General features: G+C 38.7%; 23 protein-coding genes. 19 read left to right on the top strand and 4 right to left on the bottom strand.

The window, feature by feature from the left end; translation table 11 throughout:
* Positions 1-8 precede the first annotated feature (8 nt).
* Entirely contained in the window at positions 9-692 is a 684-nt protein-coding gene (locus RIB54_RS20950) for a metallophosphoesterase (protein WP_350102825.1), read from the bottom strand.
* Positions 693-946: 254 nt separating this feature from the next.
* On the opposite strand from RIB54_RS20950, the gene RIB54_RS20945 reads away from it, so the two are divergent.
* From RIB54_RS20945 to RIB54_RS20935, 3 genes are all read left to right on the top strand, one after another.
* Positions 947-1936: an AAA family ATPase gene (locus tag RIB54_RS20945; RefSeq protein WP_350102824.1), complete on the top strand. Its 990-nt coding sequence runs from the start codon at positions 947-949 to the stop codon at positions 1934-1936.
* Between the two features lie 210 nt (positions 1937-2146).
* Positions 2147-3667 carry a beta-helix domain-containing protein gene (locus tag RIB54_RS20940; protein ID WP_350102822.1) on the top strand — a complete coding sequence of 507 codons (1521 nt, stop codon included), beginning with the start codon at positions 2147-2149 and terminating at the stop codon, positions 3665-3667.
* 277 nt (positions 3668-3944) lie between these two features.
* Positions 3945-6893, top strand: a complete 2949-nt coding sequence (locus RIB54_RS20935; protein ID WP_350102821.1) for a TonB-dependent receptor — start codon at positions 3945-3947, stop codon at positions 6891-6893.
* 46 nt (positions 6894-6939) lie between these two features.
* Here the strand turns inward: RIB54_RS20935 and RIB54_RS20930 are convergent, their stop codons facing one another.
* Entirely contained in the window at positions 6940-7371 is a 432-nt protein-coding gene (locus RIB54_RS20930) for a hypothetical protein (protein ID WP_350102820.1), read from the bottom strand.
* 323 nt (positions 7372-7694) lie between these two features.
* Between RIB54_RS20930 and RIB54_RS20925 the strand changes: the two genes are divergently transcribed.
* From RIB54_RS20925 to RIB54_RS20850, 16 genes are all read left to right on the top strand, one after another.
* The gene (locus tag RIB54_RS20925; protein ID WP_350102818.1) at positions 7695-8861 is read left to right on the top strand and encodes a T9SS type A sorting domain-containing protein; all 1167 of its coding nucleotides are present in this window, start codon (positions 7695-7697) and stop codon (positions 8859-8861) included.
* Between the two features lie 47 nt (positions 8862-8908).
* Positions 8909-9814, top strand: a complete 906-nt coding sequence (locus RIB54_RS20920; RefSeq protein WP_350102816.1) for a TIGR01777 family oxidoreductase — start codon at positions 8909-8911, stop codon at positions 9812-9814.
* A 47-nt stretch (positions 9815-9861) separates the two neighbouring features.
* Positions 9862-10617 carry an LOG family protein gene (locus tag RIB54_RS20915; protein ID WP_350102815.1) on the top strand — a complete coding sequence of 252 codons (756 nt, stop codon included), beginning with the start codon at positions 9862-9864 and terminating at the stop codon, positions 10615-10617.
* A gap of 47 nt (positions 10618-10664) precedes the next feature.
* Entirely contained in the window at positions 10665-11612 is a 948-nt protein-coding gene (locus RIB54_RS20910; protein ID WP_350102813.1) for a lytic transglycosylase domain-containing protein, read from the top strand.
* An 80-nt stretch (positions 11613-11692) separates the two neighbouring features.
* Entirely contained in the window at positions 11693-12199 is a 507-nt protein-coding gene (locus tag RIB54_RS20905; protein WP_350102812.1) for a hypothetical protein, read from the top strand.
* Between the two features lie 234 nt (positions 12200-12433).
* Positions 12434-12769, top strand: a complete 336-nt coding sequence (locus RIB54_RS20900; protein ID WP_350066898.1) for an arsenosugar biosynthesis-associated peroxidase-like protein — start codon at positions 12434-12436, stop codon at positions 12767-12769.
* A gap of 10 nt (positions 12770-12779) precedes the next feature.
* Positions 12780-13835: an arsenosugar biosynthesis radical SAM (seleno)protein ArsS gene (gene arsS, locus RIB54_RS20895; RefSeq protein ID WP_350102811.1), complete on the top strand. Its 1056-nt coding sequence runs from the start codon at positions 12780-12782 to the stop codon at positions 13833-13835.
* Between the two features lie 23 nt (positions 13836-13858).
* Positions 13859-14674 (top strand): purine-nucleoside phosphorylase, encoded by an 816-nt coding sequence (locus RIB54_RS20890; protein ID WP_350102810.1) that lies wholly within the window; start codon positions 13859-13861, stop codon positions 14672-14674.
* Entirely contained in the window at positions 14675-15646 is a 972-nt protein-coding gene (gene arsM / locus RIB54_RS20885; RefSeq protein ID WP_350066904.1) for an arsenosugar biosynthesis arsenite methyltransferase ArsM, read from the top strand.
* Between the two features lie 34 nt (positions 15647-15680).
* Complete coding sequence (locus RIB54_RS20880) at positions 15681-16562, top strand: aldo/keto reductase (RefSeq protein ID WP_350102808.1); 882 nt, start codon at positions 15681-15683, stop codon at positions 16560-16562.
* 95 nt (positions 16563-16657) lie between these two features.
* Positions 16658-19513, top strand: coding sequence for an excinuclease ABC subunit UvrA (gene uvrA, locus RIB54_RS20875; RefSeq protein WP_350102807.1), 2856 nt, complete (start codon positions 16658-16660; stop codon positions 19511-19513).
* 80 nt (positions 19514-19593) lie between these two features.
* Positions 19594-20457 (top strand): substrate-binding periplasmic protein, encoded by an 864-nt coding sequence (locus tag RIB54_RS20870; protein WP_350102806.1) that lies wholly within the window; start codon positions 19594-19596, stop codon positions 20455-20457.
* Between the two features lie 245 nt (positions 20458-20702).
* Complete coding sequence (locus tag RIB54_RS20865) at positions 20703-21986, top strand: NAD(P)/FAD-dependent oxidoreductase (RefSeq protein ID WP_350102805.1); 1284 nt, start codon at positions 20703-20705, stop codon at positions 21984-21986.
* Positions 21987-21988: 2 nt separating this feature from the next.
* Complete coding sequence (locus tag RIB54_RS20860) at positions 21989-22231, top strand: hypothetical protein (RefSeq protein ID WP_350102803.1); 243 nt, start codon at positions 21989-21991, stop codon at positions 22229-22231.
* 91 nt (positions 22232-22322) lie between these two features.
* Positions 22323-23378: a sensor histidine kinase gene (locus tag RIB54_RS20855; RefSeq protein ID WP_350102802.1), complete on the top strand. Its 1056-nt coding sequence runs from the start codon at positions 22323-22325 to the stop codon at positions 23376-23378.
* Complete coding sequence (locus tag RIB54_RS20850) at positions 23359-24078, top strand: LytR/AlgR family response regulator transcription factor (RefSeq protein ID WP_350102800.1); 720 nt, start codon at positions 23359-23361, stop codon at positions 24076-24078. The genes RIB54_RS20855 and RIB54_RS20850 overlap by 20 nt, the downstream gene beginning before the upstream one ends.
* Here RIB54_RS20850 and RIB54_RS20845 read toward each other — a convergent pair whose 3' ends face one another.
* Positions 24079-24456, bottom strand: a complete 378-nt coding sequence (locus RIB54_RS20845) for a hypothetical protein (protein WP_350102799.1) — start codon at positions 24454-24456, stop codon at positions 24079-24081.
* 40 nt (positions 24457-24496) lie between these two features.
* Positions 24497-25249, bottom strand: a complete 753-nt coding sequence (locus RIB54_RS20840) for a cyclase family protein (protein ID WP_350102798.1) — start codon at positions 25247-25249, stop codon at positions 24497-24499.
* Position 25250 lies beyond the last annotated feature (1 nt).

The raw sequence follows: 25250 nt of genomic DNA, 5'->3' as shown, positions 1-25250 counted from the left end.
ACAAAGAGTTACCTCCCAGACCCCGGAGGATAAAGCGTTTCAACCCTATCACTTTGATATACTTCCTTTGTATTAATATCCATCATAGACAGGCACTCCCCCCATCCTGCCCCGGTGTCCATCATCCATACTTCACAAAATTTCACAGGTTTAAAATGCCCCATTCTATGGCTTGGGGTGTGGCCTACAAATATTTCTTCATAATCTGTAAGCGAAATATTTTCATCTCTAATGTGCTGAGCAATCGCCTCCTGGATAAAGTGCCTGTCCCAGATTAAGGTATACTTATCCTGTTCTTCAACTTTTAGGTTTGGATCAATACCTGCATGTACAAACAACTTGTTGTCTTGCTCATAGTAGTATGGAGCATTTTCAAGCAGTGCAACATGGCTGGAAGGCATACCATGCGGATAGCACTTGATAGTGTTAAGTCCTCCAAATTGTAGCCAGGCGGCATCTGGTTCGTGGCCTTTTGCCCATTGTAGTGCCCACCAGTCGTGGTTGCCAAGTAGAAAAATCAGGTTCTTGATCTTGAGCAGTATCTCTATACTTCGGTTTGTTTCAGGATAGCCATCGCAAACATCACCCAGCATTATCAACTGATCCTTATTAAAATCAAACTGACTTCTTTCAAGGCACTGGATTAGAGCCTTGCCTGCACCATGGATATCGCCAATAACAAATCTGCGCATAAGTGAATTTAACAAAGACTTATTGATCTTAGGTATTTAAACACCACTTACCAAAGGTATATCTGTGTTTATCAAATATTTGAGCCATATTTTTTAATATTGCGCTAATTTTAAGCCAGACGAAAAATGAAAGATCATTTTTGTCAGGCTTACCCTGACATTTTGATTTAAATCAAAATCGTCAGTTTTTTTAATTAAAGGTAAATCAAAATCGGGCTTATTTCGTTAAGCACTAACTGGAAAGAATAAAACCTATGGAAGAATCAGTAAGCGTAGAGAAAAAGAAAGATCATCAGGAGAAGATACAGCAGGTTTTCAAGGAGATGGGCAAGGTTGTGGTAGGCCAGGAGGCACTAATCAACCGCTTGTTAATCGGCCTTTTCACGCAGAGCCATATTTTACTTGAAGGTGTTCCGGGGATCGCAAAAACATTAACGGTAAGTACCTTAGCTCAGGTATTGCACCTCGATTTTCAAAGAATACAGTTCACACCAGACTTGCTTCCTGCCGACTTGATTGGTACAATGATTTACAATCAGAAGCAGGCTAATTTTGAAGTTAAAAAGGGGCCAATATTCGCCAATATGATTTTGGCTGATGAGATTAACCGTTCTCCAGCCAAAGTGCAGTCTGCTTTGTTAGAGGCCATGCAAGAGAAGCAGGTAACGATTGGTGAGACCACATTTCAGCTTGACAGGCCTTTCTTAGTATTAGCTACCCAGAATCCGGTAGATCAGGAAGGTACTTATCCTTTACCGGAAGCACAGGTGGATAGGTTTATGATGAAAGTAAATGTTGACTACCCTACCAAAGATCAGGAGCTGGAGGTGATGCGCAGAATCTCTAACATGTCGTTTGACTTTACAGTTAACACAGTTCTTGATAAGAAGGATATTTTTGACATTCGTAATGAGATAAATCAAACTACCATTTCTGAGTCTTTAGAGAAATACATTATCGAGTTGGTGTATGCTACACGTGATCCAAGAGCATATGGTTTAAATGACGAGGCGCATTATATTCAATTTGGTGTATCACCAAGGGCATCAATTAATTTGAATTTGGCTTCAAAGGCCATTGCCTATTTTGACGGACGTGATTATGTGCTGCCAGAAGATATTAAGGAAGTGGCTGCAGATGTGCTGAACCATAGGATTATTTTGAATTATGAGGCAGAAGCTGACAATATTAAGACTAAAGATATTGTAGCTACAATTTTGAATAAAATTCCAATTAACAATTAATTAATAAGCACATATATTGCTGATTAACAGATTTTTAGGCCTTTTTATAAAGGCCTTTTTTTATTTGCAGACCTCAGCGCTTAACATTAGATTAAACTTTTGTTTACATAGTTAATAAACGCTTAATATCAATACGGGCTTGACTTAACATTTGCTTACCACATTTGTGGCACATTTTAAAAAGCATATAATTAAAAACTAATTTAAGCGATGAAAAAGATTTTAAGTTTATTAGCTGCATTCGGAGTAATGTTCTATATCTCCTCTTGTAGTGACGATGATGATCCTGCTGTTGACAATGGCGTTACTATTTCAGGAATTCCTGCAACAGCTACTGTAGAGAATTTAGGAACTTTAGGTCCTGTAAGTGCAACTGTAGAAGGTGCAGATGGACTTGTGAGTTTGGTTATTACCAAGGATGATGCAGCACTCGAAACAGTTGACTTAACTGGATCTACTACTGCTAGTTATGAATTCTCCTATACTGCAGTTGCAGAAGATGAAGACACTAACATAGTATTTACATTTACTGCCACTGACGTTGATGGTGATACAGATGTTGTAACTCATGTACTATCAGTAGGTGAAGCAGAGGAACCTGTAGAAACTCCTATTGTAATTGTGAGAGGTGAAATTGAGGAAAACACAACATGGACTGCTGATAAAATTTATCAACTTGATACGCGAGTAACAGTTCCTGATGGTATTACACTCACCATTGAGGCTGGTACGGTTGTTAAGGGTAATGAGGGACAAGGTGCAGCAGCAACGGCTCTTTTGGTAGCAAGGGGAGGTACACTAAATGCCAATGGTACAGCAGCTCTCCCAATCATTTTTACTTCTACGTTAGATCCTATTGATCCGGCAGATATTGCAGCTGGTAATTATGCAAGTACTACATCTGAGACTCAATCAGGTCTTTGGGGAGGGGTTATAATATTAGGTAAGGCACCTATTACTGGTAAAAACCTTACTACTGATGAGGAAAATCAGACAGAACTTCAAATAGAAGGTATTCCTACATCTGATCCGAATGGCCTCTATGGAGGAGACGATGAAAATGATAATTCAGGTACTATATCGTACATCTCAATCAGACATGGCGGAACAAACATAGGCTCTGGAAATGAGATCAATGGATTGACTTTAGGTGGTGTAGGTGCAGGAACTACAATTAGTAATGTTGAAGTAGTAGCAAATGCTGATGATGGTATTGAATTCTTCGGTGGAAGTGTTTCTGTTGATGGAGCGGTAATTTGGAATTCATTTGATGATTCAATGGATACTGATATGGACTACAATGGAAGTGTTACAAATTTCATTATCGTTACTCCGAACACAGGTTCAGCATTCGAACTGGATGGCCCTGAAGGTTCTGTAACAAGAGGCGAAGACCACATATTTAGTGAAGGTGTAATTTACGGTGGTGCTGATATTGATGCAATTGTAGATTGGGATGGCAATACAAACGCTAGCCTTAACAATTTATACTTCTTCGGAATCGAGGCTGGTAGAATTGATAGCTTCGGTGGGGTTGGAACTAACGCTAACAGCAATACAAGCAACTGGGAAACTGATTTAGCTGACAATTCAGGAGGCTTCTTTACTGGAGCGGAATCAGTACTTACTTTTGGTGTAGCTGTTGGATCTAAATCTCATGGACCAACTGCGGCTGACTTTGCCTGGACTTGGGCTGGAAACTCTGGTGCTTTGGAAGCATTAGGACTGTAATAACAACACGTAAGACAATGAAAAGAGAGGTTGCCTGATGGCAGCCTCTCTTTTTGTATTAAGTAATTGTTAACTATCGTTAATTTACGATTAAGTCAGGTTTTTAATGTATAAGAAGCCTTTGTCTACCGACACCGCTTGTCAATATGCTCTCGGATTAATTTAATATTATGTAAAGGCCAATATTGGCTTTGAAATATTAAAACTATAATAATAGTGAATGTTGAGCACCTCTACGCTCTATGAATAGCTTTGCAGAAAATTTGACGTAAATTATATGAACAAGTTTATTTTATTATTTGTGTTTATGGGCACCGCATTATCTGCTTTTGCTCAAAAGGGGACCATTAGAGGCACCGTTATAGACAAGGGCAATGGTGAGCCTATGATAGGTGTTACAGTACTTATTCAGGGGACAACTACTGGAGCGGTGACAGACTTTGATGGTAAATTTGAAATTAAGACGGCCCCAGGTACATACAGCATACAAGCTTCATTTATTTCCTACGCTGCTGTTACAGTAACCGGTGTTGAGGTTAAAGCAGATGGAGTAACGATAATTGATCAAATAATAATGGCTGAGGACGTGGAGCAGCTGGCAGAAGTAGTTGTTACTGCTGAGGCCATTCGAAATACAGAAGAAGCTTTGCAAACCGTAAAACGTAAATCTGCCAATGTTATGGATGGAATTACAGCCGCAAGTTTTCGGAAGATTGGTGATGGTGATGCAGGTGCTGCAGCTAAGCGGGTTACTGGAGTTTCAGTTGAAGGTGGCAAGTACATCTATGTGAGAGGACTTGGAGACAGATATACCAAAACAACACAAAATGGCATGGACATACCGGGATTAGATCCCGATAGAAATAGTGTTCAGATAGACATATATCCTACTAATCTGATCGACAACATGGTGATTTTAAAAACATTTACACCTGAACTACCCGCAGATTTTACTGGAGGTATAGTCAATATTGAAACAAAGGATTTTCCTGAGGAAAAGATATTTGATGTTTCTTTTGGTATTGATTTTAACCCATCCATGCACTTTAACAATGAATATATAACTTACGAAGGCAGCAACACGGATTGGTTAGGTTTTGATAATGGTGAGCGTGATTTACCATCAAATGTTGACTTGAATAGTGTTCCGACACCTCTTAATGCCCAAAGTGATCAAGAAGTGGCTAATTTTTTAAATCAATTTAGCCCAACAATGGGGGTGACACAGCAGAGTAGTTTTATGAATTACAGCCTGGGTTTGACTCTGGCTAATCAGTTTGAGCTTGGGAATGGAAACAACATAGGTTACCTGGTAACGGGTAATTATAAAAATAATACAACGTTTTACGATGACGCTTTTTATGGTGAATATCAAAATGACCTCAATGATCGTTCAAAAGAGGACTTTCAAAGAGCGTTTACAATACAAGGGCTTCAAGCAGAAAACAATGTTTTGCTTGGTGGTTTAGCTGGAATAGCTTACAAAACAGATTTGTCTAAATACCGATTAACTGTCATGAGATTACAAAATGGACAGAGTAGGTCAGGTGCCTTTGAACTTGTTGATGACGAACTTGCCACAGGAAAATCAGGTTATACTGGGGTTTCTGAAAACCTGGAGTATAATGAGAGAAAAATAACAAACATATTTCTTAACGGTGAGCACCACCTTGGGAGTAATAAATGGACCATTGATTGGAGAGGGTCAACAACTTTATCTGCTCAAGATGATCCAGATGTCAGAAAAACTGCTTTCACAAGAATAAATGACAACTTACGTTTTGCAGCAGGAGCTGCTGGAAACCCAACAAGAATATGGAGGGAACTTGACGAGATCAATATTGTTGGAAAGGTGGATATTACCAACGATCTAAAAATATTTGGTAGAGATGCAAAAATTAAATTTGGTTTAAGTCATACCTATAAAGAAAGAGATTATAGAATTGTAGACTTCAACGTGAATTTCTTAAATGGTCAACAACTTGATTGGACTGGAAATGGTACAGAAGTATGGACTGATGAGACAGTATTTCCAGCGGGCAATGTTTTCTTGGTTTCTGGTTTCAGTAATCCTAACCCAAATGAATATAATGCAAATGCAAGCAATACAGGATTTTATGCTTCCACTGAATTTTCACCGACTGATAAACTAAAAGCTATAGTTGGTTTAAGAGCCGAAAATTTTGTTCAAAGACATACTGGTAGAGATCAACAGGCAGCAGGTTATATACGCAGTAGAATTGCTCAAGGAGCGAGTGTAGAAGATGCTATAGCAGAGGTAAAGGCTGATGGTATCTTAGGAAATGTTTTAGATAATGACAAAGTGCTGGATGCTTTGGACTTCTTCCCATCTGCGAATCTTATATATGCCCTTAGTGAGGAGCAGAACCTAAGACTGTCATATTCCAGAACTATAGCAAGGCCCTCATTTAAAGAGCTTTCTTTTGCTCAAATATTTGATCCAGTATCTAATAGAATCTTTAATGGTGGACTTTTTGCAATTGGGAATTGGGAAGGCAACTTAGTTGAAACCTTAATAGATAATATTGACCTGCGATGGGAGTTATTTATGAAGAGGGGACAAATTGTTTCTTTCTCAGCCTTTTATAAATCATTTGCAAATCCAATCGAATTGGTCAGAATTCCCGAACAACGAACCAATGTGGAGTATCAGCCACGTAATGTTGGAGATGGTCAACTATTTGGTGTTGAGTTTGAATTTAGAAAATCACTGGATTTTATCAGCCCTAATTGGAGCGTCAATGGTAATGTTACCGTTGTAGAGTCAACTATTGATATGCAGGAGTCAGAGCTTTCAATTAGAAGAACAAATGCAAGGGCTGGTGAAGTAATTGATGAAACAAGAAATATGTCAGGTCAGGCACCTTGGATTGTAAATGCGGGAATAGGCTACAGTGATTTCGAGAGAGGCTTTGATGCTGGATTATTTTATAATGTAAAAGGCGAGACACTGGTTATTGTAGGTGGAGGGTTAGATCCTGACGTATTTTCCCAGCCATTTCATAGCTTAAACTTCAATATGAATAAGAAATTTGGTACTAGTCAGCAGTGGACGGTTAATTGTGGAGTATCTAATATTCTCAATGACAAATTGGAACAGTTTTTTGAGCGGTCATTTTCAAGCTTTGAAGACTCGCCAAATGAAACCTTTCAACGTTTTAATCCAGGGGTTTCAATTAGCGCAGGAATTAAATACTCATTCTAATTTCATCCCAAAAAATATTAAAAAAGGGGCTCTAGGCCCCTTTTTTTTAATTGTTCCCTTGTATAGGGCAATCTTTTTGTCCGGCATCCGGACCTTCCAAATAGATTTTTAAGTCTTCATTTCTGATTTTTGAGAGCCTTATCAACTCTTTGCACTTACACCCATTAAACGCGGGTTCTCCATAATTTTTTCTATAATATGTATCCCAGTCTTTAGGGTAAAGAGCCCTAAGCCTTTTATCCTGATATTGAATCCAGCTTATTTGTTCTTGATTGAATGAGTTTATAAAATGTTTATCACTTTTATATTTTGCTCTTATTTGATCCAGCAATGCCTTTTGTTCAAAGGCATATTTATCAAACTCTTCACATATTTCTTCATAATCTAAACCTGCATATGAGTCGGTCTCATTTTTTTGACTACAGCTTACCAAAATAGTCAGAAAGAGAGCGATTATCGTGTACCGTAACTTTTTCATTGGATTTTATTCTCTGTTTTAAATATTTGAGTGGAATCTTTTATTGCTGATACAAATTTAAGGTTTCAAAAAGCCGTACCCCTTTTTTTTTGGACAAAATTTATTGCGTCAAAAGTTTAATTTATAGAGCGAAATATTTCTCAGCATCATTCTGATTCATAATATTTAAAACGTTTGCCAAGCCCATTTTAACCTACTTTAAGTTCTTTCAAATATGGACATTAATTGTCTGAACCATACACGCGTGCATTAATTTATACAGACGGGTAAAACATTTATTGTTAGGTACTTATATTTGTATATTGTTTAAAAAGCTGGTTGCAATGGTAAGAAAATTATATGTGGTGATCCCTTTCCTTATGACCTTTCAAATGTCGTTCGGTCAAAACTCTTATACTTCAAATGATAATTATACCGGCCTTTGGTCTGATGATGCCACTTGGAGCCATACTCCTGCAGCAAGCCCATTGGATAACCCGGGAAATCCAACTCATGGGAGTGCATCAGTGATTGATCTATATGGTTATATAAGGTCGGCAGTAACGCTCAACATTGCTGGGTCTGGACCAAACTTGACTATTTATGACACTTTATACGTAGATGGAGATTTAAATATGAGCCAGGGAACTATTACTCTTGGAGCGGGAGCTGTTTTGATAGTTACAGGCAACTTGAACTTAAGCAATGGTGCATTCAACTTAAATAACACAGGTAGGATAGTGGTTGGTGGAAATTTAAGTGTGACTAATGGTAACGTAAATAATTCCAATAACCTATATGTTTATGGTACTTCCAATGTGACTGGTGGTGGACAAATTGATGGTTGTAATGGATATGGAGGCTGTAGTGGTAGCGCTTCGAGCCCATACGAAAATATTGAAGACGAAAATGACCTTGAAGCTGAGGATGAGGACTTGTTTAACTTTGTGGAAAATGGAGGGGTATTACCGGTTGAGTTAATTGAGTTTAACGGTTTTATGAGCCAGAGCATATTACATCTCAATTGGAAAACAGCCACTGAGGTTAACTTCGACTATTTTCAGGTTGAATACGCTGAACAGGATTTGGCCTTTAAACCGTTTCACAAAACGATAAAAGGACATGGCAACTCTACCTACGTCAATAACTATCAGTTTAATCAGCAAATCAGTACCGGACAAGGCCCTTATTACCGATTAAAGATTATTGACTTTGATGGTGTATACGAATATTCTGATGTCATTTTTGTAAACAATGGCCTTCCTTCATCGTCTATCGAGGTATTTCCAAATCCAAGTGTTTCAGAAGCCCCAATAACATTGAGCTGTTTTGAGTGCGATGATTCTACATTAGTAGAAATCTTCGATATTTCCAATAATAAAGTTTTTGAAGGCCGGGTTGATTTTATCAACCAGCCAACGCTGAATCCTCACTTGTCTTCAGGGGTATATGTTATAAGGATTTCCGTTAAAGGTGAAGCTGCTGTGAAAAGGCTTGTTATCACAAATTAATAACATTTTATAGGCGCAGTCGTTTTGCATTATGTAAAACAACTTCTATGCCCAAGACTATTCTTATCACAGGCGGTACCGGACTGGTGGGTACACGCCTGACAGAAATTCTTCAATCAAAAAATTACACTGTTAAATACCTGTCCCGCTCATCTGGGATTAAAAATGGTATAGAATCTTTTCAGTGGGATATTAATGCAGGCACTGTTGATGAAAAGGCCTTTGAAAATGTAAATTCCATAATTCATTTGGCCGGGGCTGGTGTAGCAGACAAAAAGTGGACTCCTCAGAGAAAAAAGGAGATATTGGATAGCCGAACGAAGTCCACACAGCTTATAAAATCCACACTTGAAAAAATTGACCACAAAGTTGAAAGCTTTATTTCAGCCTCTGCCATTGGCTATTATGGTTGGGATACTGGTGGTGTTTGGGTCAAGGAAGGCAGTCGGTTTGGGGATGACTTCCTGGCCACGGTTACCAAAGCCTGGGAGGAAGAAGTTGATGCTATTGAAACCTTAGGAATAAGAACGGCCAAATTGCGTATTGGCATTGTCTTTAGCGAAAAAGGGGCAGCACTTTATGAACTTGCAAAACCTATTAAATATGGGGTTGGTGCCCCATTAGGTTCAGGAGATCAGTACATGAGCTGGATACATATTGATGATCTCTGCGAGATGTTCATTTATGCCGTTGAAAATAAGGATGTGAAAGGCATATTCAATGCAGTAGGGCCTAACCCGGAAACGAATAAAACAATTACAAAAGCCGTTGCCCAAGTTCTTGGTAAGCCATGCTTTTTGCCAAACGTACCAGGCTTCATATTAAAAATCATCCTTGGAAAAAGAGCGGCCATGGTATTAGGTGGCAGCAGGGTCTCCTCTGAGAAAATCCAGTCGGTGGGATTTAATTTTAAGTTTCCAGAACTTAAGAAAGCACTGGAGGATTTGTTATAAAAAGTAAAGCCGATTCTTTAAGTTTACCCGCATTAATTTTTTAAGCTATGACACAGAAAAAGACTAAACTTGATAATATACGCAAGATCGAAGACCTCAATGATGAAGAGCAAAAAATTCTGAGGGCATTTGAAGAAAAGGATTGGAATGAGATTAAGAGTTATGACTCGTGGGTGATTTTTAAGGTCATGTCTGAGTTTGTTGAAGGCTTTGAAAAATTGGCAAAAATAGGGCCTTGTGTTTCCATTTTTGGCTCTGCACGAACTAAACCAGATCATAAATATTATAAAATGGCCGAGGAGATTGCAGCCAAATTGGTACGCCATGGATATGGTGTAGTTACAGGAGGTGGTCCTGGTATTATGGAAGCTGGAAACAAAGGAGCTAAAGATCAGGGGGGTAAGTCTGTAGGTTTAAATATTATTCTTCCTTTTGAGCAAAAGGGGAATGACTATATAGATCAGGATAAACTGATCACCTTTGATTACTTCTTTGTTCGCAAAGTAATGTTTGTAAAATACTCACAGGGCTTTATAGTTATGCCAGGAGGTTTTGGTACTCTTGATGAGCTTTTTGAAGCCATGACTTTAATACAAACAAAAAAAATTGGCAAATTCCCAATTGTTCTGGTAGGTAGCGATTATTGGGGAGGGCTTTTAGACTGGATAACGAAAACTATGTTAGCTGAGAAAAACATAAATGAAGAAGATCTTAAGTTATTCAAGATAGTGGATACACCAACGGAAGCAGTTGCAGCCATTGATGAATTTTATGCTAAATATCTCCTTTCACCGAATTTTTAACTGTAGGAAGCGTTATGGTTTAAACGAAGCCCATAAGTTCAAATTCTATGAAATACCTACCACATGCTATCTCATTACTAACGCTCATTGTAGTATGTTCTTACATACAATACAATGAAAGCAAAAGAGGCAATGAGCCAACTCCGGCAAGTCAGGCATTTTATCCTAAAAATATAGACCTGCCTCCAACGGAATTTCAAGAGTATAGAAATGCCATCTCGTTGCAGCTGCCCGACACCCTTACATTTGCAGGGGAGCGAGTGCCGCTTAACATTCCCGATGTACGCGAGCGCCTGGATAGGGAACTTCATATCAATACCTATTGGCACAGCAGCACGATATTTCTTATGAAGAGGGCTAACAAATGGTTTCCAGAAATGGAGAAAATACTAAGGGAAAATGGCATACCTGAAGATTTTAAATATTTGGCCGCCATTGAGGGAGGCTTTATGAACGAAGTATCTCCTGCCAATGCAGTAGGTTTTTGGCAAATAAGAAAAGATGCAGGAAAGGAGAATGGCTTGGAAATAGGCAATGATGTTGATGAAAGATATGACCCAATTAAGTCTACCGAGGCAGCATGCAAATATTTAAACAAAGCCTATAAAAAGTTTGGTAACTGGACAAACGTGGCGGCTTCATACAACAGGGGCATGTCTGGATTGGGAAGAGCGCTGGATAACCAACAGGAGGGGTCTTATTATGATTTGATGCTTAATGATGAAACCTCACGTTATGTTTTTAGGGTGCTGGCCATTAAGGAGATATTTCAGAATCCAAAAAAATACGGTTTCAACATTAACGCCAGCCATCTTTACGAGTCAGAGAAATTGCGCTATGTTACCATAGAGTCGGATATAAAAGATCTGGTTCAATTCGCTAAAGACCAGGGCATAAACTATAAATTATTGAAAAGGCATAACCCATGGCTTCGGGATGACAATCTTAAAGTGAGGCGAGGGAAATCATATCAAATTGCTATTCCTATTATTTAGATTAAGATATCTGGGTTTACTAATAATTATTTAACGATTATTGTAATACTTACTCTTTAGTATTATTTAAATCAAAATTTATGTTTTTGAAAGGAAAAACGAATTACACCTTACATGTTTTATTAGTGATAATATTCTCAAGTTGTGCCTCAATTGTTAGTAAAAGCAGCTATCCTATTGTTATTAATAGCAAGCCAGCCAGTGCCAAATTAAAAATTACCGATGGAAAAGGAAGAAGTGTCTTTGAAGGAACTACTCCTGCGACCTTAAGCCTTAAGTCTGGTCAGGGTTATTTTAAACGGGCCAGTTACCAAGTACATTTTAGTCTTGATGGCTATGATGATAGAGTAGTACCTCTAAATTGTAAAATTGATGGCTGGTACTTTGGAAATTTGATTTTTGGTGGGGCCTTAGGCCTGCTAATAGTAGATCCAGCAACAGGTGCTATGTATAAATTGGAAACAGACATCATAGTGGAAACTTTGTCTAAGTCAACCGCTAGCATTGATGAAAAGGAATTAAGAATTTTGGATGTTAATAGTATTCCGCAAGAGTGGAAGAGCCACCTGGTTTTGCTAGGTGATTAATCCAATCTAATTTTTTTAAAGGGCAGTAAAAAATAAGTCGTAAAAGGAGTAAGTGACTTTTTGAACTGCCCTTATCATTTCATATTCCTTCATTCTGAATCAACCAGATTTGGAATTCGCTATTATAAACGTCCTATACTTGACATGTTTATTATTTAGATGAGAGTTAACAAAATCAATTTTGCCTTTTAAGTGTTTAAAGCCTTAACTTCATCATCTAAATTTAATTAACACATGGATAAGACTTATTACGACCCCGCAGACCTTAAAAAATTTGGAGATATAGCTGACTTCGAGCCCGATTTGGCCAAGAAGTTTTTTGATTATTATGGAGCAGTATTCAAAGAAGGGGGTCTTACAGCACGGGAAAAATCCCTGATTGCCCTGGCAGTTTCGCATGCTATTCAGTGTCCATATTGCATTGATGCTTACACGTCTGATACATTGGAAAAAGGGGTTACTGAAAAGCAAATGATGGAGGCCGTACATGTTGCAGCTGCTATCAGAGGCGGTGCATCTTTGGTTCACGGTGTTCAGATGATGAATAAAGCCAAGAAATTGTCGATGTAAAAAAATAACTATGTCAAAATCACTGTTAGCCCAACATCATGATCTTGCAGATAAAACCACCCAGGTGAAGATTTTATCTAACGGAATATTTGGTGAAGGAAAGCTGCCAACATTTAAGAAAAAATTAGAGCCAATAGGAGAATTCCCTTTAAAACCTGGTGCCATTGAAATATTTCAGGTTAATGTCGGGTACATGTGCAATCAGGTTTGCAAGCATTGCCATGTAGATGCAGGCCCTGATAGGAAGGAGATCATGACTCGGGAGACGATGGAATATTGTCTTGAAGTTCTTCGTAAAACAAATATTCATACGCTGGACTTAACAGGTGGGGCACCGGAAATGAATCCTGACTTCAGGTGGTTTGTTGAGGAAGCTAACAAAGCTGGTGTCAAAGAGATAATTGTAAGGTCAAACCTAACCATCATTCTGGCTAATCCGAAATACCACGACCTACCGGAATTCTTCAAGGAAAACAATGTAAGGGTAGTCTCCTCGCTCCCATTTTATCAACCTGATAAGACAGACAGACAAAGAGGAGAGGGAGTGTTTGATAAATCAATTAAGGCGCTAAAAATGCTCAATGCCATTGGTTATGGAAGGCCAGGTTCAGGGCTGATGTTGGACTTGGTTTATAACCCCAGTGGTGCTTTCTTACCAGGTGATCAGTCAGAACTGGAGAGGGATTTTAAAAAGGAGCTCAAAAATAACTTTGATATTGAATTTAATAGTTTATTCACCATCACCAATATTCCAATAAGCCGCTTTTTGGAGTTCTTGATAAGGACTGAGAACTATGAAGATTATATGGAAAAGCTAGTTGCAGCATTTAACCCTTCGGCAGTAAAAGGTGTAATGTGCAGAAACACCATTTCCATTGATTATGATGGCTACATGTATGATTGTGATTTTAATCAGATGCTTGATATGAAGGTGGAAAAATCGGCAGGCCAGCATATTAAGGACTTCGATCTTGAAAAGCTTTCAAAACGAAATATTGCAATCAATCAACATTGCTATGGATGCACTGCTGGAGCTGGTTCAAGCTGTCAGGGTACAGTTGCGTAATTCTTTTACAATATATTTGAAGTATGATTGAACAGATAAGAGATGCCGCTGACTATTTACAGTCCAAGGGCATAGAAAATCCTGAAGTTGGGGTCATTTTAGGTACTGGTTTGGGCAGTAAGTTTATTGCCACCATGGATGTAATCAAGACCATTGAGTATTCAGACATTCCTCATTTTCCTTTGGTTACCGTCATGTCTCATGATGGCAAATTAGTGTATGGTACAATCCATGGTAAAAAAGTATTGGCGATGGACGGCCGTTTTCATTATTATGAAGGGTATTCCATGCAGCAAATCACCTTTCCGGTAAGGGTGTTAAAAATGCTTGGCATAAAGCAATTGCTCCTTTCCAATGCTGCGGGAAACATGAACCTGAATTGGAAAAAGGGTCAGCTCATGCTGATTGATGATCACATTAATCTTCAGCCTGACAATCCACTACGCGGGAAAAATTATGATGAGCTGGGGCCACGTTTTCCGGATATGAGTCAGCCATACAATGAAAAGCTAAACTCAGAACTTAAGGCAATTGCAAAAGAGAAAGGAATTCAACTCAATGAGGGTGTATATGTTTCTGTGATTGGCCCTAATCTGGAAACACGGGCTGAGTACAGATATTTAAGAAATATAGGTGCTGATGTTGTTGGTATGTCTACCGTGCCAGAGGTAATAGTAGCCAATCATATGGGTCTTCCATGCTGCGCTATCTCTGTACTTACCGATGATTGTGATCCTGATAATCTAAAGGCGGTTGATATTGCTGAAATTATTGCAATTGCGGGAAAGGCTGAAGAAAAACTAACTGAATTATACGTAGAATTAATCAATAGATTATAAATGGAGACTTATTTAGAAACCACTAAAGATGTTTATAAAAGGGCAGCGGAAACTCCTGATGTAGGGTTGTGCTGTACTACTACGCCCGTGTGGCAGCTACCAGGCCTGGAAATTCCAAAGCGCATGCTGGACATGAACTATGGCTGCGGCAGCACCGTGAATCCCAGGGATTTGGTGAATAACCCAACCATTTTATATGTGGGTGTAGGCGGAGGTATGGAGCTTTTGCAGTTCTCTTATTTTAGCAGAAGAACTGGTGGAGTTGTTGGCCTTGATGTGGTAGATGAGATGATTGATGCCAGCAGACAAAATTTCAAAGAAGCGGAGAAGCAAAACCCTTGGTTTAAGTCTGAATTTGTTGATCTGAGAAAAGGTGATGCCCTTAATTTACCAGTGGAGGATGAAACTATTGATGTAGCAGCTCAAAATTGCCTGTTCAATATTTTCACGAGAGATGATTTAAAGACTGCACTTTCAGAAATGTATCGGGTTTTGAAGCCTTATGGCAGATTGGTGCTTTCAGATCCAGTTTGTGATCAGGCCATGCCAGAGGCTTTACAAAATGACGAGCGACTGAGGGCGCTATGCTTAAGCGGGGCGTTGCCACTGAATGATTATATTAAAATGATTACTGATGTGGGTTTTGGCACTGTTGAAATCAGGGCAAAAAGACCATATAGAATTCTGGATCCAAAGCATTATGATACTGAAACTAACATATTTATTGAGAGTGTGGAAGTATGTGCCATAAAAGATCCTATGCCAGCAGATGGGCCGTGCGTTTTTACTGGTAAAACAGCCATTTATTATGGTGATGAAGAATATTTTGATGACCACAAGGGACATGTGCTTATGCCAAATCAACCGTTGTCTGTTTGTGATAAGACTGCTGGAGCACTGGCGTCTTTAAAAAGAGACGATATATTTATTTCAGAATCGACTCATTTTTATGATGGAGGGGGCTGTTGTTAGTTGTCTTTAATTTAAAAGCTTCTAATTTTATCATATGAATAAAATTAGTCTTTCAGGATCAACACTAAATATTAGCCCTATCGTTTTAGGGATGTGGCACATTAACTCAATCGAACAAAACCAGTTTGAAAAACTAGTTGAGGCCGCTTTAGAGTCTGGAATCACAACCTTCGATCATGCTGATATTTATGGTGGTTATACCTGCGAAGGAATATTTGGCAAATGGTTTAAAAACTCCGCTGTCAAGAGAGAAGACATACAGCTTGTAAGCAAGTGTGGCATTAAACTCATTTCCGAAAACAGGCCGCATCACACGGCAAAGCAATATGATACTTCAAAGGCCCATATTATTGATTCAGTAAACAGAAGTCTGAAAAGCCTAAATGCAGATTATCTTGATTTATTATTAATCCATAGGCCTAATCCGCTTATAAGGCCACGGGAAGTTGGTGAAGCATTTGATGAATTAAAGATTGCTGGCAAGGTGAGGCATTTTGGTGTTTCAAATTTTACACCTCATCAGTTTAGTTTTTTGAAGAATGATTGCGGTATTCCATTGGTCACAAATCAGATTGAGATTTCGGCTTTTGCTTCTGAACCTATGTTTGATGGTACCCTGGATTACTTTCAAAAGCATGACTTAGGTTTAATGGCCTGGTCACCAGTGGGTGGAGGAAATAATATTAAAGGTATTCTGGAAAACAAGAAGGTTCAAGGCATGGCTGAAAAGTATAATTTGTCCATTGGAGATTTACTATTAGTATGGCTACAAAACCACCCCGCCCCTATTGTTCCGGTTATCGGTACTATGAACCCTGAAAGGGTAAAGTCTGCAACCAAAACATTGGATGTAAAAATGGACAGCGCTGATTGGTTCAACCTGCTTGAAATTACAAGAGGCAGAGAAGTAGCCTAAATCTTTGATCAGGATTTTCATTTAGCACTACAATTGTAAAAGAATAACTAAAGACCGAACTTTGTGTTTTTATTTCACAAGGCACCAATATCTGCATGACCAAATCACAAGGAGTTTTAGAGAAAGAACCAGTTGACAATACAGGTTACGACTCCATAGAAATCATCGGTGCGCGTGAGCATAATCTAAAAAATATAAGCCTCACCTTTCCGAGAAATAAGCTTGTAGTTATTACCGGTATTAGCGGAAGTGGTAAGTCTTCATTGGCTTTTGACACTATTTATGCAGAGGGTCAGCGCAGGTATATGGAAAGCTTTTCTGCCTATGCCCGTTCGTTTATTGGCAATTTGGAAAGACCAGATGTAGACAAGATCAATGGACTGAGTCCGGTAATCTCCATAGAGCAAAAGACAACCTCCCGTAACCCAAGATCTACTGTAGGTACGGTAACAGAAATATATGATTTTCTAAGGCTGTTATATGCCAGGGCTGGTGAAGCCTTCTCATACGTTACTGGCGAGAAAATGATCAGGCAATCTGAAGATCAGATTCTGGATCACATTCTTAACAATTTTGATGGACAGAAACTGACCATTTTAGCACCGATAGTAAAGGGACGAAAAGGACACTACAGAGAGCTTTTCCAGCAGGTCAGAAAATCAGGATATACCAAAGTAAGAGTTGATGGGGAACTTATGGAGTTGGTTCCTAAAATGCAGGCCGACCGTTACAAGACGCACGATATAGAAGTAGTAGTAGATAGAATAATAGCTAAGGCGGATGATCGATATCGAATCAGTCAATCATTAGGCACTGCTATGAAGGAAGGAAAGGGAGTTATTATGCTTCTTGACCAAAATAATGAAGTCCATCATTTTTCTAAATACCTGATGGATCCTAAAAGCGGGGTTTCTTATGATGAACCAGCGCCTAACAACTTCTCATTTAACTCTCCATATGGCGCATGTCCAAAGTGCAATGGACTAGGTGTTACCGAAGATATAACTGAAGAATCAGTAATTCCAGATAGAAGCCTAAGCATTAGCAGAGGAGGCATTTTGCCACTAGGCGAGTTTAGGGACATTTGGATCTTTAAGAAGATTGAAGCCATTCTAAAGCGTAACAAGGTAAACCTTACCACGCCAATAAAGAATATACCTGAAGATGTACTTCATATTTTGCTATATGGTGACGATGTGCCAGTGGCGGTAAGCTCAGTAAAATATCCAGGCACGGACTGGAATACTAAGTTTGAAGGCATTATTCACTTTTTAGAAAAGCAACGTGAAGGTGGGTCAGAAAAGATTCAGCAGTGGGTGAATGACTTTACAATCGTTCAAACTTGCAGCGAGTGTAACGGCATGCGGCTGAAAAAAGAGTCGCTACATTTCCTTATAGACAATAAGAACATAGCTGAACTTGCCTTATTTGATATCCAAACTTTAAGGGCTTGGTTTGAAGGGCTAGAGTCCAGGCTGAATGATAAACAGAACAGGATTGCTGAAGAAGTACTGAAAGAAATAAGAAAGCGAATAGGTTTTCTTTTGGATGTTGGTCTTGATTATTTGCACTTAAATAGACCTCTGAAAACGCTTTCTGGGGGTGAAGCCCAAAGGATCAGGCTTGCAACGCAAATTGGAACACAGTTAGTTGGGGTTTTATACATACTTGATGAACCAAGTATTGGACTTCACCAGAGGGATAATGTCAAATTAATTAAGGCCTTAAAAGATCTTCGCGATTTGGGCAATTCAGTCATTGTAGTGGAGCATGATCAGGAAATGATGATGGAATCTGATTATGTTATTGATATTGGCCCTGGTGCAGGCCGACATGGAGGACATGTTGTGGCACAAGGCACTCCGGAAGAATTTTTGAAACTCAATAGTACAACAGCCCAATACTTAAAAGGGACTAGAAAAATTGAAATCCCTAAAGAAAGAAGAAAAGGAACAGGGGAACATCTTAAGTTGAAAGGAGCAACAGGCAATAACCTTAAGAATGTAAACCTGGACATTCCTTTAGGAACACTCACATTGGTTACGGGAGTCTCAGGAAGTGGGAAATCGACCTTAATTCATGATACCCTTTTCCCAATTCTGAATCAAAAATTTTATCGCTCCAGAACTGAGCCCCTTGAATATAAGAAAGTGGAAGGCCTTGAGTATTTAGATAAGGTTATAGAAGTGGACCAGTCACCAATTGGCCGTACTCCACGTTCTAATCCGGCTACATATACCGGGGTTTTTACAGATATCAGGTCTTTATTCTCAGAATTACCAGAAGCAAAGATTCGTGGCTACAAGCCAGGCAGGTTTTCATTTAATGTCAAAGGTGGTCGTTGTGAGACCTGTGAAGGTGCAGGTTTGAGACTCATAGAAATGGACTTTTTGCCAGATGTTCACATTCCGTGCGAAACCTGCAAAGGGAAAAGATATAATAGAGAGACTTTAGAGGTCAGGTATAAAGGCAAATCAATATCCGATGTGCTGGAAATGACAGTTGAAGAGGCCGTTCATTTCTTTGAACACCTTCCTAAAATTGTCCGCAAGATCAAAACACTTCATGAAGTGGGGCTTGATTATATCTCGCTTGGTCAACACGCCACTACCCTTTCTGGTGGTGAGGCGCAGCGCGTAAAACTCTCTACTGAGCTATCCAAAAAAGACACAGGTAAAACACTTTACATTCTCGATGAGCCCACTACAGGGCTGCACTTTCAGGATATCCAGCACCTGTTGGATGTGCTAAATACCTTAGCAGACAAAGGCAACACCGTTTTGATTATTGAGCACAATATGGATGTCATAAAAGTGGCCGATCATATTATCGATTTGGGCCCTGAAGGTGGATCAGGTGGAGGAACTATAGTTTGTTCGGGGTCGCCAGAACAGATAATTAAAAATAAAAATAGTTACACAGCACGTTTTTTGGCCAAAGAATTAGCCTAAAAATCCTCCTACTTTAGCGTTTTTTGTTACGATGTTTAATATTTTTTTATAGATTTCATTTTTAATAAAATGTTAACATCATGCTCAAAACACTTTTTAAACTCTATTCTGCAGTAGCATTACTGCTCATTTTTTCTTCTTTGACAACTGCCCAAAGTCAGGGAGACACTTTTGCTGTAGCCAAAGCATCCAAGTCAGCCAAGTGGGTTTTAACCTATTCAGAAGCACCGGGCTTTGCCTCTAAAAATGCCTCTGGTGAAATGACAGGCATTTGCGTTGATATCATGAAGGAATTTCAGGAATATGTTCAGGAAAAACATGGCATCAAGGTTTCGATGAGTTACAATGCCAAGAACCCAAATGACTTCACAAAATTTCTGGATGAAGTGAAAGCTTCAAAAGGCGGTGTATTTGGTTTAAGTAATACAACAATTACTGAAGCCAGAAAAGGCGTCTATAACTTCAGCCCTCCTTATATAACTAACATTGGTATGATATTGACTAATAGTAACGTGCCTACAATGACGCAGCTATCTGATATTTCATCAAAGTTTGCAGGCATGTCCGCTGTTACCATTAAGAACTCAACCAATGAAAAGCGAATTCTAGATATTAAGAAGCAGTATTTTCCTGCAATGAAAATTGAGTACGTTCCTTCATTTGCTCAGGCGATGGATGCTATTGTGGCGGATTCAAAGAAATTTACCAATGTAGATTTTACTTATTATTTTGAGGCCATTCAAAATAGAAAATCAGTGAAAAGACATCCTGGTGGAGATGATAAAACTGAAGAGTTCGGGATAATTATGCCTAAGTCTAATGACTGGTCGCCTATTCTGGCAGAGTTTATGAATGGAGGGTTTCTTGAAAGTGTAGAGTACAAAAAAATTATCTCCAATAATTTAGGCCAGTCGGCCATGAAATTCTTCGATACTTTGAAGTAAGAAGCTATTGTGATAAAAAGATAATAAAAATGCCACTGACAAAGCGGCATTTTTATTATCAAACCAAAACCTTAAAACTCATCAACTATGAATTAATGATGTAATAGTATAAAGCTTAAAACGAAAAAAAGAGTTCCTTATTAGCTTTAATATATTTTACTGATTTTCAATATATATCACATCTCTTGCATGTAACTTCACACCGCCATAAAAAAGGTGAATTGAACCAAAAAAAGTGCAAGTAAATGGTACCAGTTCCTAAAACATCAAATCCAAGAGTTATTATTATTGGTGGAGGCTTTGCCGGGGTTAAACTCGTCAAAAAATTAAAAAATCTCCCCGTTCAAATTGTTCTCTTCGACAGGAACAATTATCACACATTTCAACCATTATTATATCAGGTGGCAACAGCCGGGTTGGAGCCTGACTCAATAGCCGATCCGCTCAGAAAGCAGCTTGAGCCCGTAAAGAACTTCTTTTTTAGAATGGGCGAGGTTTATAAGGTTAATCCAGAGGAGAAGATGATTGAAACAGAAATTGGCCCTCTCGATTATGATTATCTTGTAATAGCCACAGGCTCAAAAACGAGCTATTATGGCAACCAGTCCATTATGCATAACGCTTTTCCCTTAAAGCAGATTCCACAGGCATTGGATTTAAGAAGCCATATCCTTCAAAATTTCGAAGCAGCCACCATTGCCAATGATATTGAGGAGATCAACTCAAGAATGAATATAGCCGTAGTTGGTGGTGGACCTACCGGAGTGGAAGTCTCTGGAGCGTTGGGAGAACTAAAGAAAAATATTTTACCAAAAGATTATCCTGAATTGGATTTTAATCAGATGCACATTACCCTGCTTGAGGGTTCGGGGAAATTGTTAGGCGGCATGTCAGAGTTCGCCTCTAATAAGGCTTTAAAGTATTTGAAGAAGTTTGATGTTAATGTACAACTGAATACCCTCGTAGAGTCATATGATGGTGCAGTAGCCAAATTGAACAATGGCAAAGAGATAAGAACCCACACATTAATTTGGGCAGCAGGTGTGGAAGGAAATTATCCAGACGGATTGCCTGAAAGCTGCATAGAAAGGGGAAGAATTTTGGTGGATCATTTTAATCAGGTAGATGGCATCAAAGATCTTTTCGCCATAGGTGATATTGCGATTATGAAAGGTGAGGGGTTTGAGAGGGGGCATCCAATGCTGGCGCCCGTGGCTATTCAGCAAGGTGATCACCTGGCGAAAAATTTTAAAAGATTGCTTAGCAGTAAGGAGCTAGTGCCTTTTAAATACATGGACAAAGGGTCAATGGCTACTGTTGGTAGAAATAAGGCGGTGGTTGACTTACCTGGCAATTTGAAGTTTGGAGGTTTTTTTGCCTGGATGATCTGGATGTTTATCCACCTGATCTCTATTATTGGATTTAGAAACAGGCTTATAGTTTTTAGTAACTGGGTATGGAACTATTTTACTTATGATAAAGGCACAAGACTGATCATTCGTAAGTTTGTTCCAAAAAATAGGAAATAATAATGGCAAGGAACAGTCAGTATATTATTGGACTTATCATGATTGCCTTTTCAGGGTATCAATTATTCATAGCTGAATACTGGGAGTTTGCGCTTTATATTTCTGCGGGCCTGGCTTTCATTGTTATGGGCATGATCAAGAATGAGGTTTTTCCTGATCACAAAAAGCTAATGACTATTCTTTCCTGGGTACTTATTTTCATTGCTGGCTTTTTGTTGCTATTTCTGGCCCGAACGGATTATTAAGCCCTTCAAAATTCTATTTATCCCATTGATAAAAAAATAATCATCTACTAGTCGGTTTTTGCCTAATTTTAACATTTCATTAGGACAAACTTTGAATAAGCTAAAACTATATTGGTCGCTTCAGATTGGAGGGTGGTTTACATTTGCATTTGTGCAAATTCTTGGCTTTCTATTATTAGGGGATATGCAGCTTTCTGTTTTTCAGATAGCTTTTTGGGTATTGGAGGCCTTGCTTTTTCTCATTACCACTCATTTATTCAGAAACTTTGTAATAGCTAAAAATTGGTTGGCACTTAATATGGCCAAACTTATTCCTAGAATTGTGGCATCGGTTTTTGTGCTGGCAGTATTGGTCTATATTCTCAGAATGATGATCTCTGTGCCTTTAGGTATGTATAACCCTAAAATAGCCTGGAGTTTTTCTAATCTGTTGGGACTTTCAACCGTTTATGCCCTAATCTTTTTTCTTTGGTCTGTGCTATATTTCATCTATCACTATTTTGAGCGGTATAATATTTCACTAAAGCATCAGGCGGCCATCAACGAGATTGAACTCAATAACCTCAAATCTCAGCTCAACCCACACTTCATATTTAATGCATTAAATAGCATCAGAGCACTGGTTGATGAGAATCCTAAGAAATCAAAGAACTCGATCACACAACTAAGCAATATCCTTCGAAACTCCCTGGTCTCCGATAAAAAGAAGGTCACAAGGTTTGACGAAGAGCTTAAGATAGTAAAAGATTATCTGGGCCTGGAGACAATAAGGTTTGAGGAAAGGCTAAAAACCAGCTACGATATTCATCCTGATTCCAACATGTTTTTTGTTCCTCCGTTAATGCTTCAGACTTTAGTTGAAAATGGGGTGAAGCATGGCATTTCAAAATTGAAGGAAGGTGGCAGTATATATTTGAAAACCATCGTGGAAGAGGATAAATTTAAGATACAAATTAGAAATAGTGGTATCTTTAAGCTTAACGGTACCTCTAGAAATAAACCAGGACTAGGTTTGAAGAACACGCGACAAAGGTTGGAGTTGCTTTTTGGCGATAATGCGTCCCTTCAAATTTTCAATGAGTCGCCAAATGTCGTTTTAACAGAATTAATCATTCCACAAAATAAATATGAGAGCACTAATAGTTGATGATGAGAGGTTAGCAAGAAAGGAACTAAACACGCTACTTCAGGAATATGATAATATTGAAATAATTGGTGAGGCAGCTAATGTTGATGAAGCATATGAAATGGTCAATGAATTATCTCCAGATCTCCTGTTCCTGGATATTCAGATGCCAGGAAAGACAGGCTTCGAGCTTTTAGAGATGCTGGATGAGGTTCCTAAAGTCATTTTTACAACGGCTTATGATGAATTTGCTTTAAAGGCCTTTGAAGTAAACGCCCTGGACTACTTATTAAAGCCTATTCAGGAGGATAGGTTGAGAGACAGTATTTCTAAACTTCCGGAAGCAACAGCTAAACCGAAGGTTGCAGAAACTACAGAGAAGAAATTGGGTTTGGAAGATCAGGTTTTTGTTAAGGATGGTGACAGGTGCTGGTTTGTAAGCCTTTCAAATATTAGGGTGTTTGAATCTGATGGTAATTACATCAAAGTTTACTTTGACAATAACAGGCCAATGATTCATAAGTCTTTAAATGCATTAGATGAAAAACTGGATACAAGAAGTTTCTTCCGTGCCAGCCGCAAGCATATTATAAATTTAAGCTGGGTTGAAAGTATTGAGCCGTGGTTTAACGGGGGTCTGATGGTTCGTTTAAAAGGTGGGGATAAAGTGGAAGTGAGCAGACGTCAGGCAGCTAAGTTTAAAGACATGATGAGTTTGTAATTAGCCCTGAGAAAGCTTTTTGATTAATTCAATAAGATCGGCTTCTACATTCCAGTCTTTAGCAAGCTTCAGCATTGCTGTAGCCTCAAGCTCGGTAACATACCCTTTTAGATTGTTAGCCTGCCAAACCATATCGATGTACATCACCCTTTTTTCTTTAGGATAATCGCCAACCACATCGTTAAGGTATTCCCGCGCTCTTTCAAAAGAGTTGAAATAATCCATTGCGATAAACTCATTGGCCCACTCCAGTTCATCATGACCGTCTAGCTCCTCAGCGGTAGTATTTAAATTCTCTCTTTCATCATCGTCTAACCCATGATAATGAAAAATGACTGACTTCAGTAGTAAGTAGGCTTTCTTTTCTTCGCTGGTCATAAACTCTAAATTATTCCAATTTTTTTAAAAACGTAGAAATTTAAAGGGGTTTTAAATTATAGAGTATCGGTCGGCTGGGGCTGGCATCAATTTCCATGTTAAGCACTTGAAGATTAAGAAGATAAAGTCCATCCTTAATACCGTCATCAACATATATCAACTCAGTTACAGTACAGCCACCCCTTATTCTTTCAGACATATTCCAAAAAGCCCGGTGAGCGAGTAGAGCACCGCCATCTACCTCTTTATCTAAAGAAGGCAAGTCAATGAGCAGATGCTTCACTTTTTCTTTTTTAAGCTTTTCAGCTATCCGATGGTTAAGATAAGCAGGATTGGTGCCGGAATATTTTCTCGTCAACTTATTTTTATCATTAGGCGAGCTTCTGATAATTACAGCATCAGTTTGGAATTTTCTCTTTTTCAAATAGTCTTCAAATACCAGCACCTGATCTTCCCCGGACTGAGAGATATCTAAAGTTATTAGCTCAGCAATAAAATGAAACGAAGATAAAAGGGTGTTTACATTCGCCAACATATCAGCACTGAGGTGTCCATATGATTCAGTATGAGTGCCATTTCCATGTGGGGTTAACCGAACTTCTTTATAATTCACAGATCCCCCTAGTGCAACGCTACCCACAAAATCACCACTTTTTATGGTTTTAAACTCAACATCAGAGGCATAGTAGCAGTTGGGGTTTTCTGCTCCATTTTTTATTGGAATAGAAATATCTATTGGCTCGTTAAGATCGGCTTGAAACTTTTGGCGTTGATGAGAGATTTCAATTTTCATT

This window comes from Fulvivirga sp. (assembly GCF_040218215.1).
Taxonomy (GTDB): domain Bacteria; phylum Bacteroidota; class Bacteroidia; order Cytophagales; family Cyclobacteriaceae; genus Fulvivirga.
The sequence above is the reverse complement of the archived record's forward strand: the minus strand, read 5'-3'. Positions and strand labels throughout refer to the sequence as shown.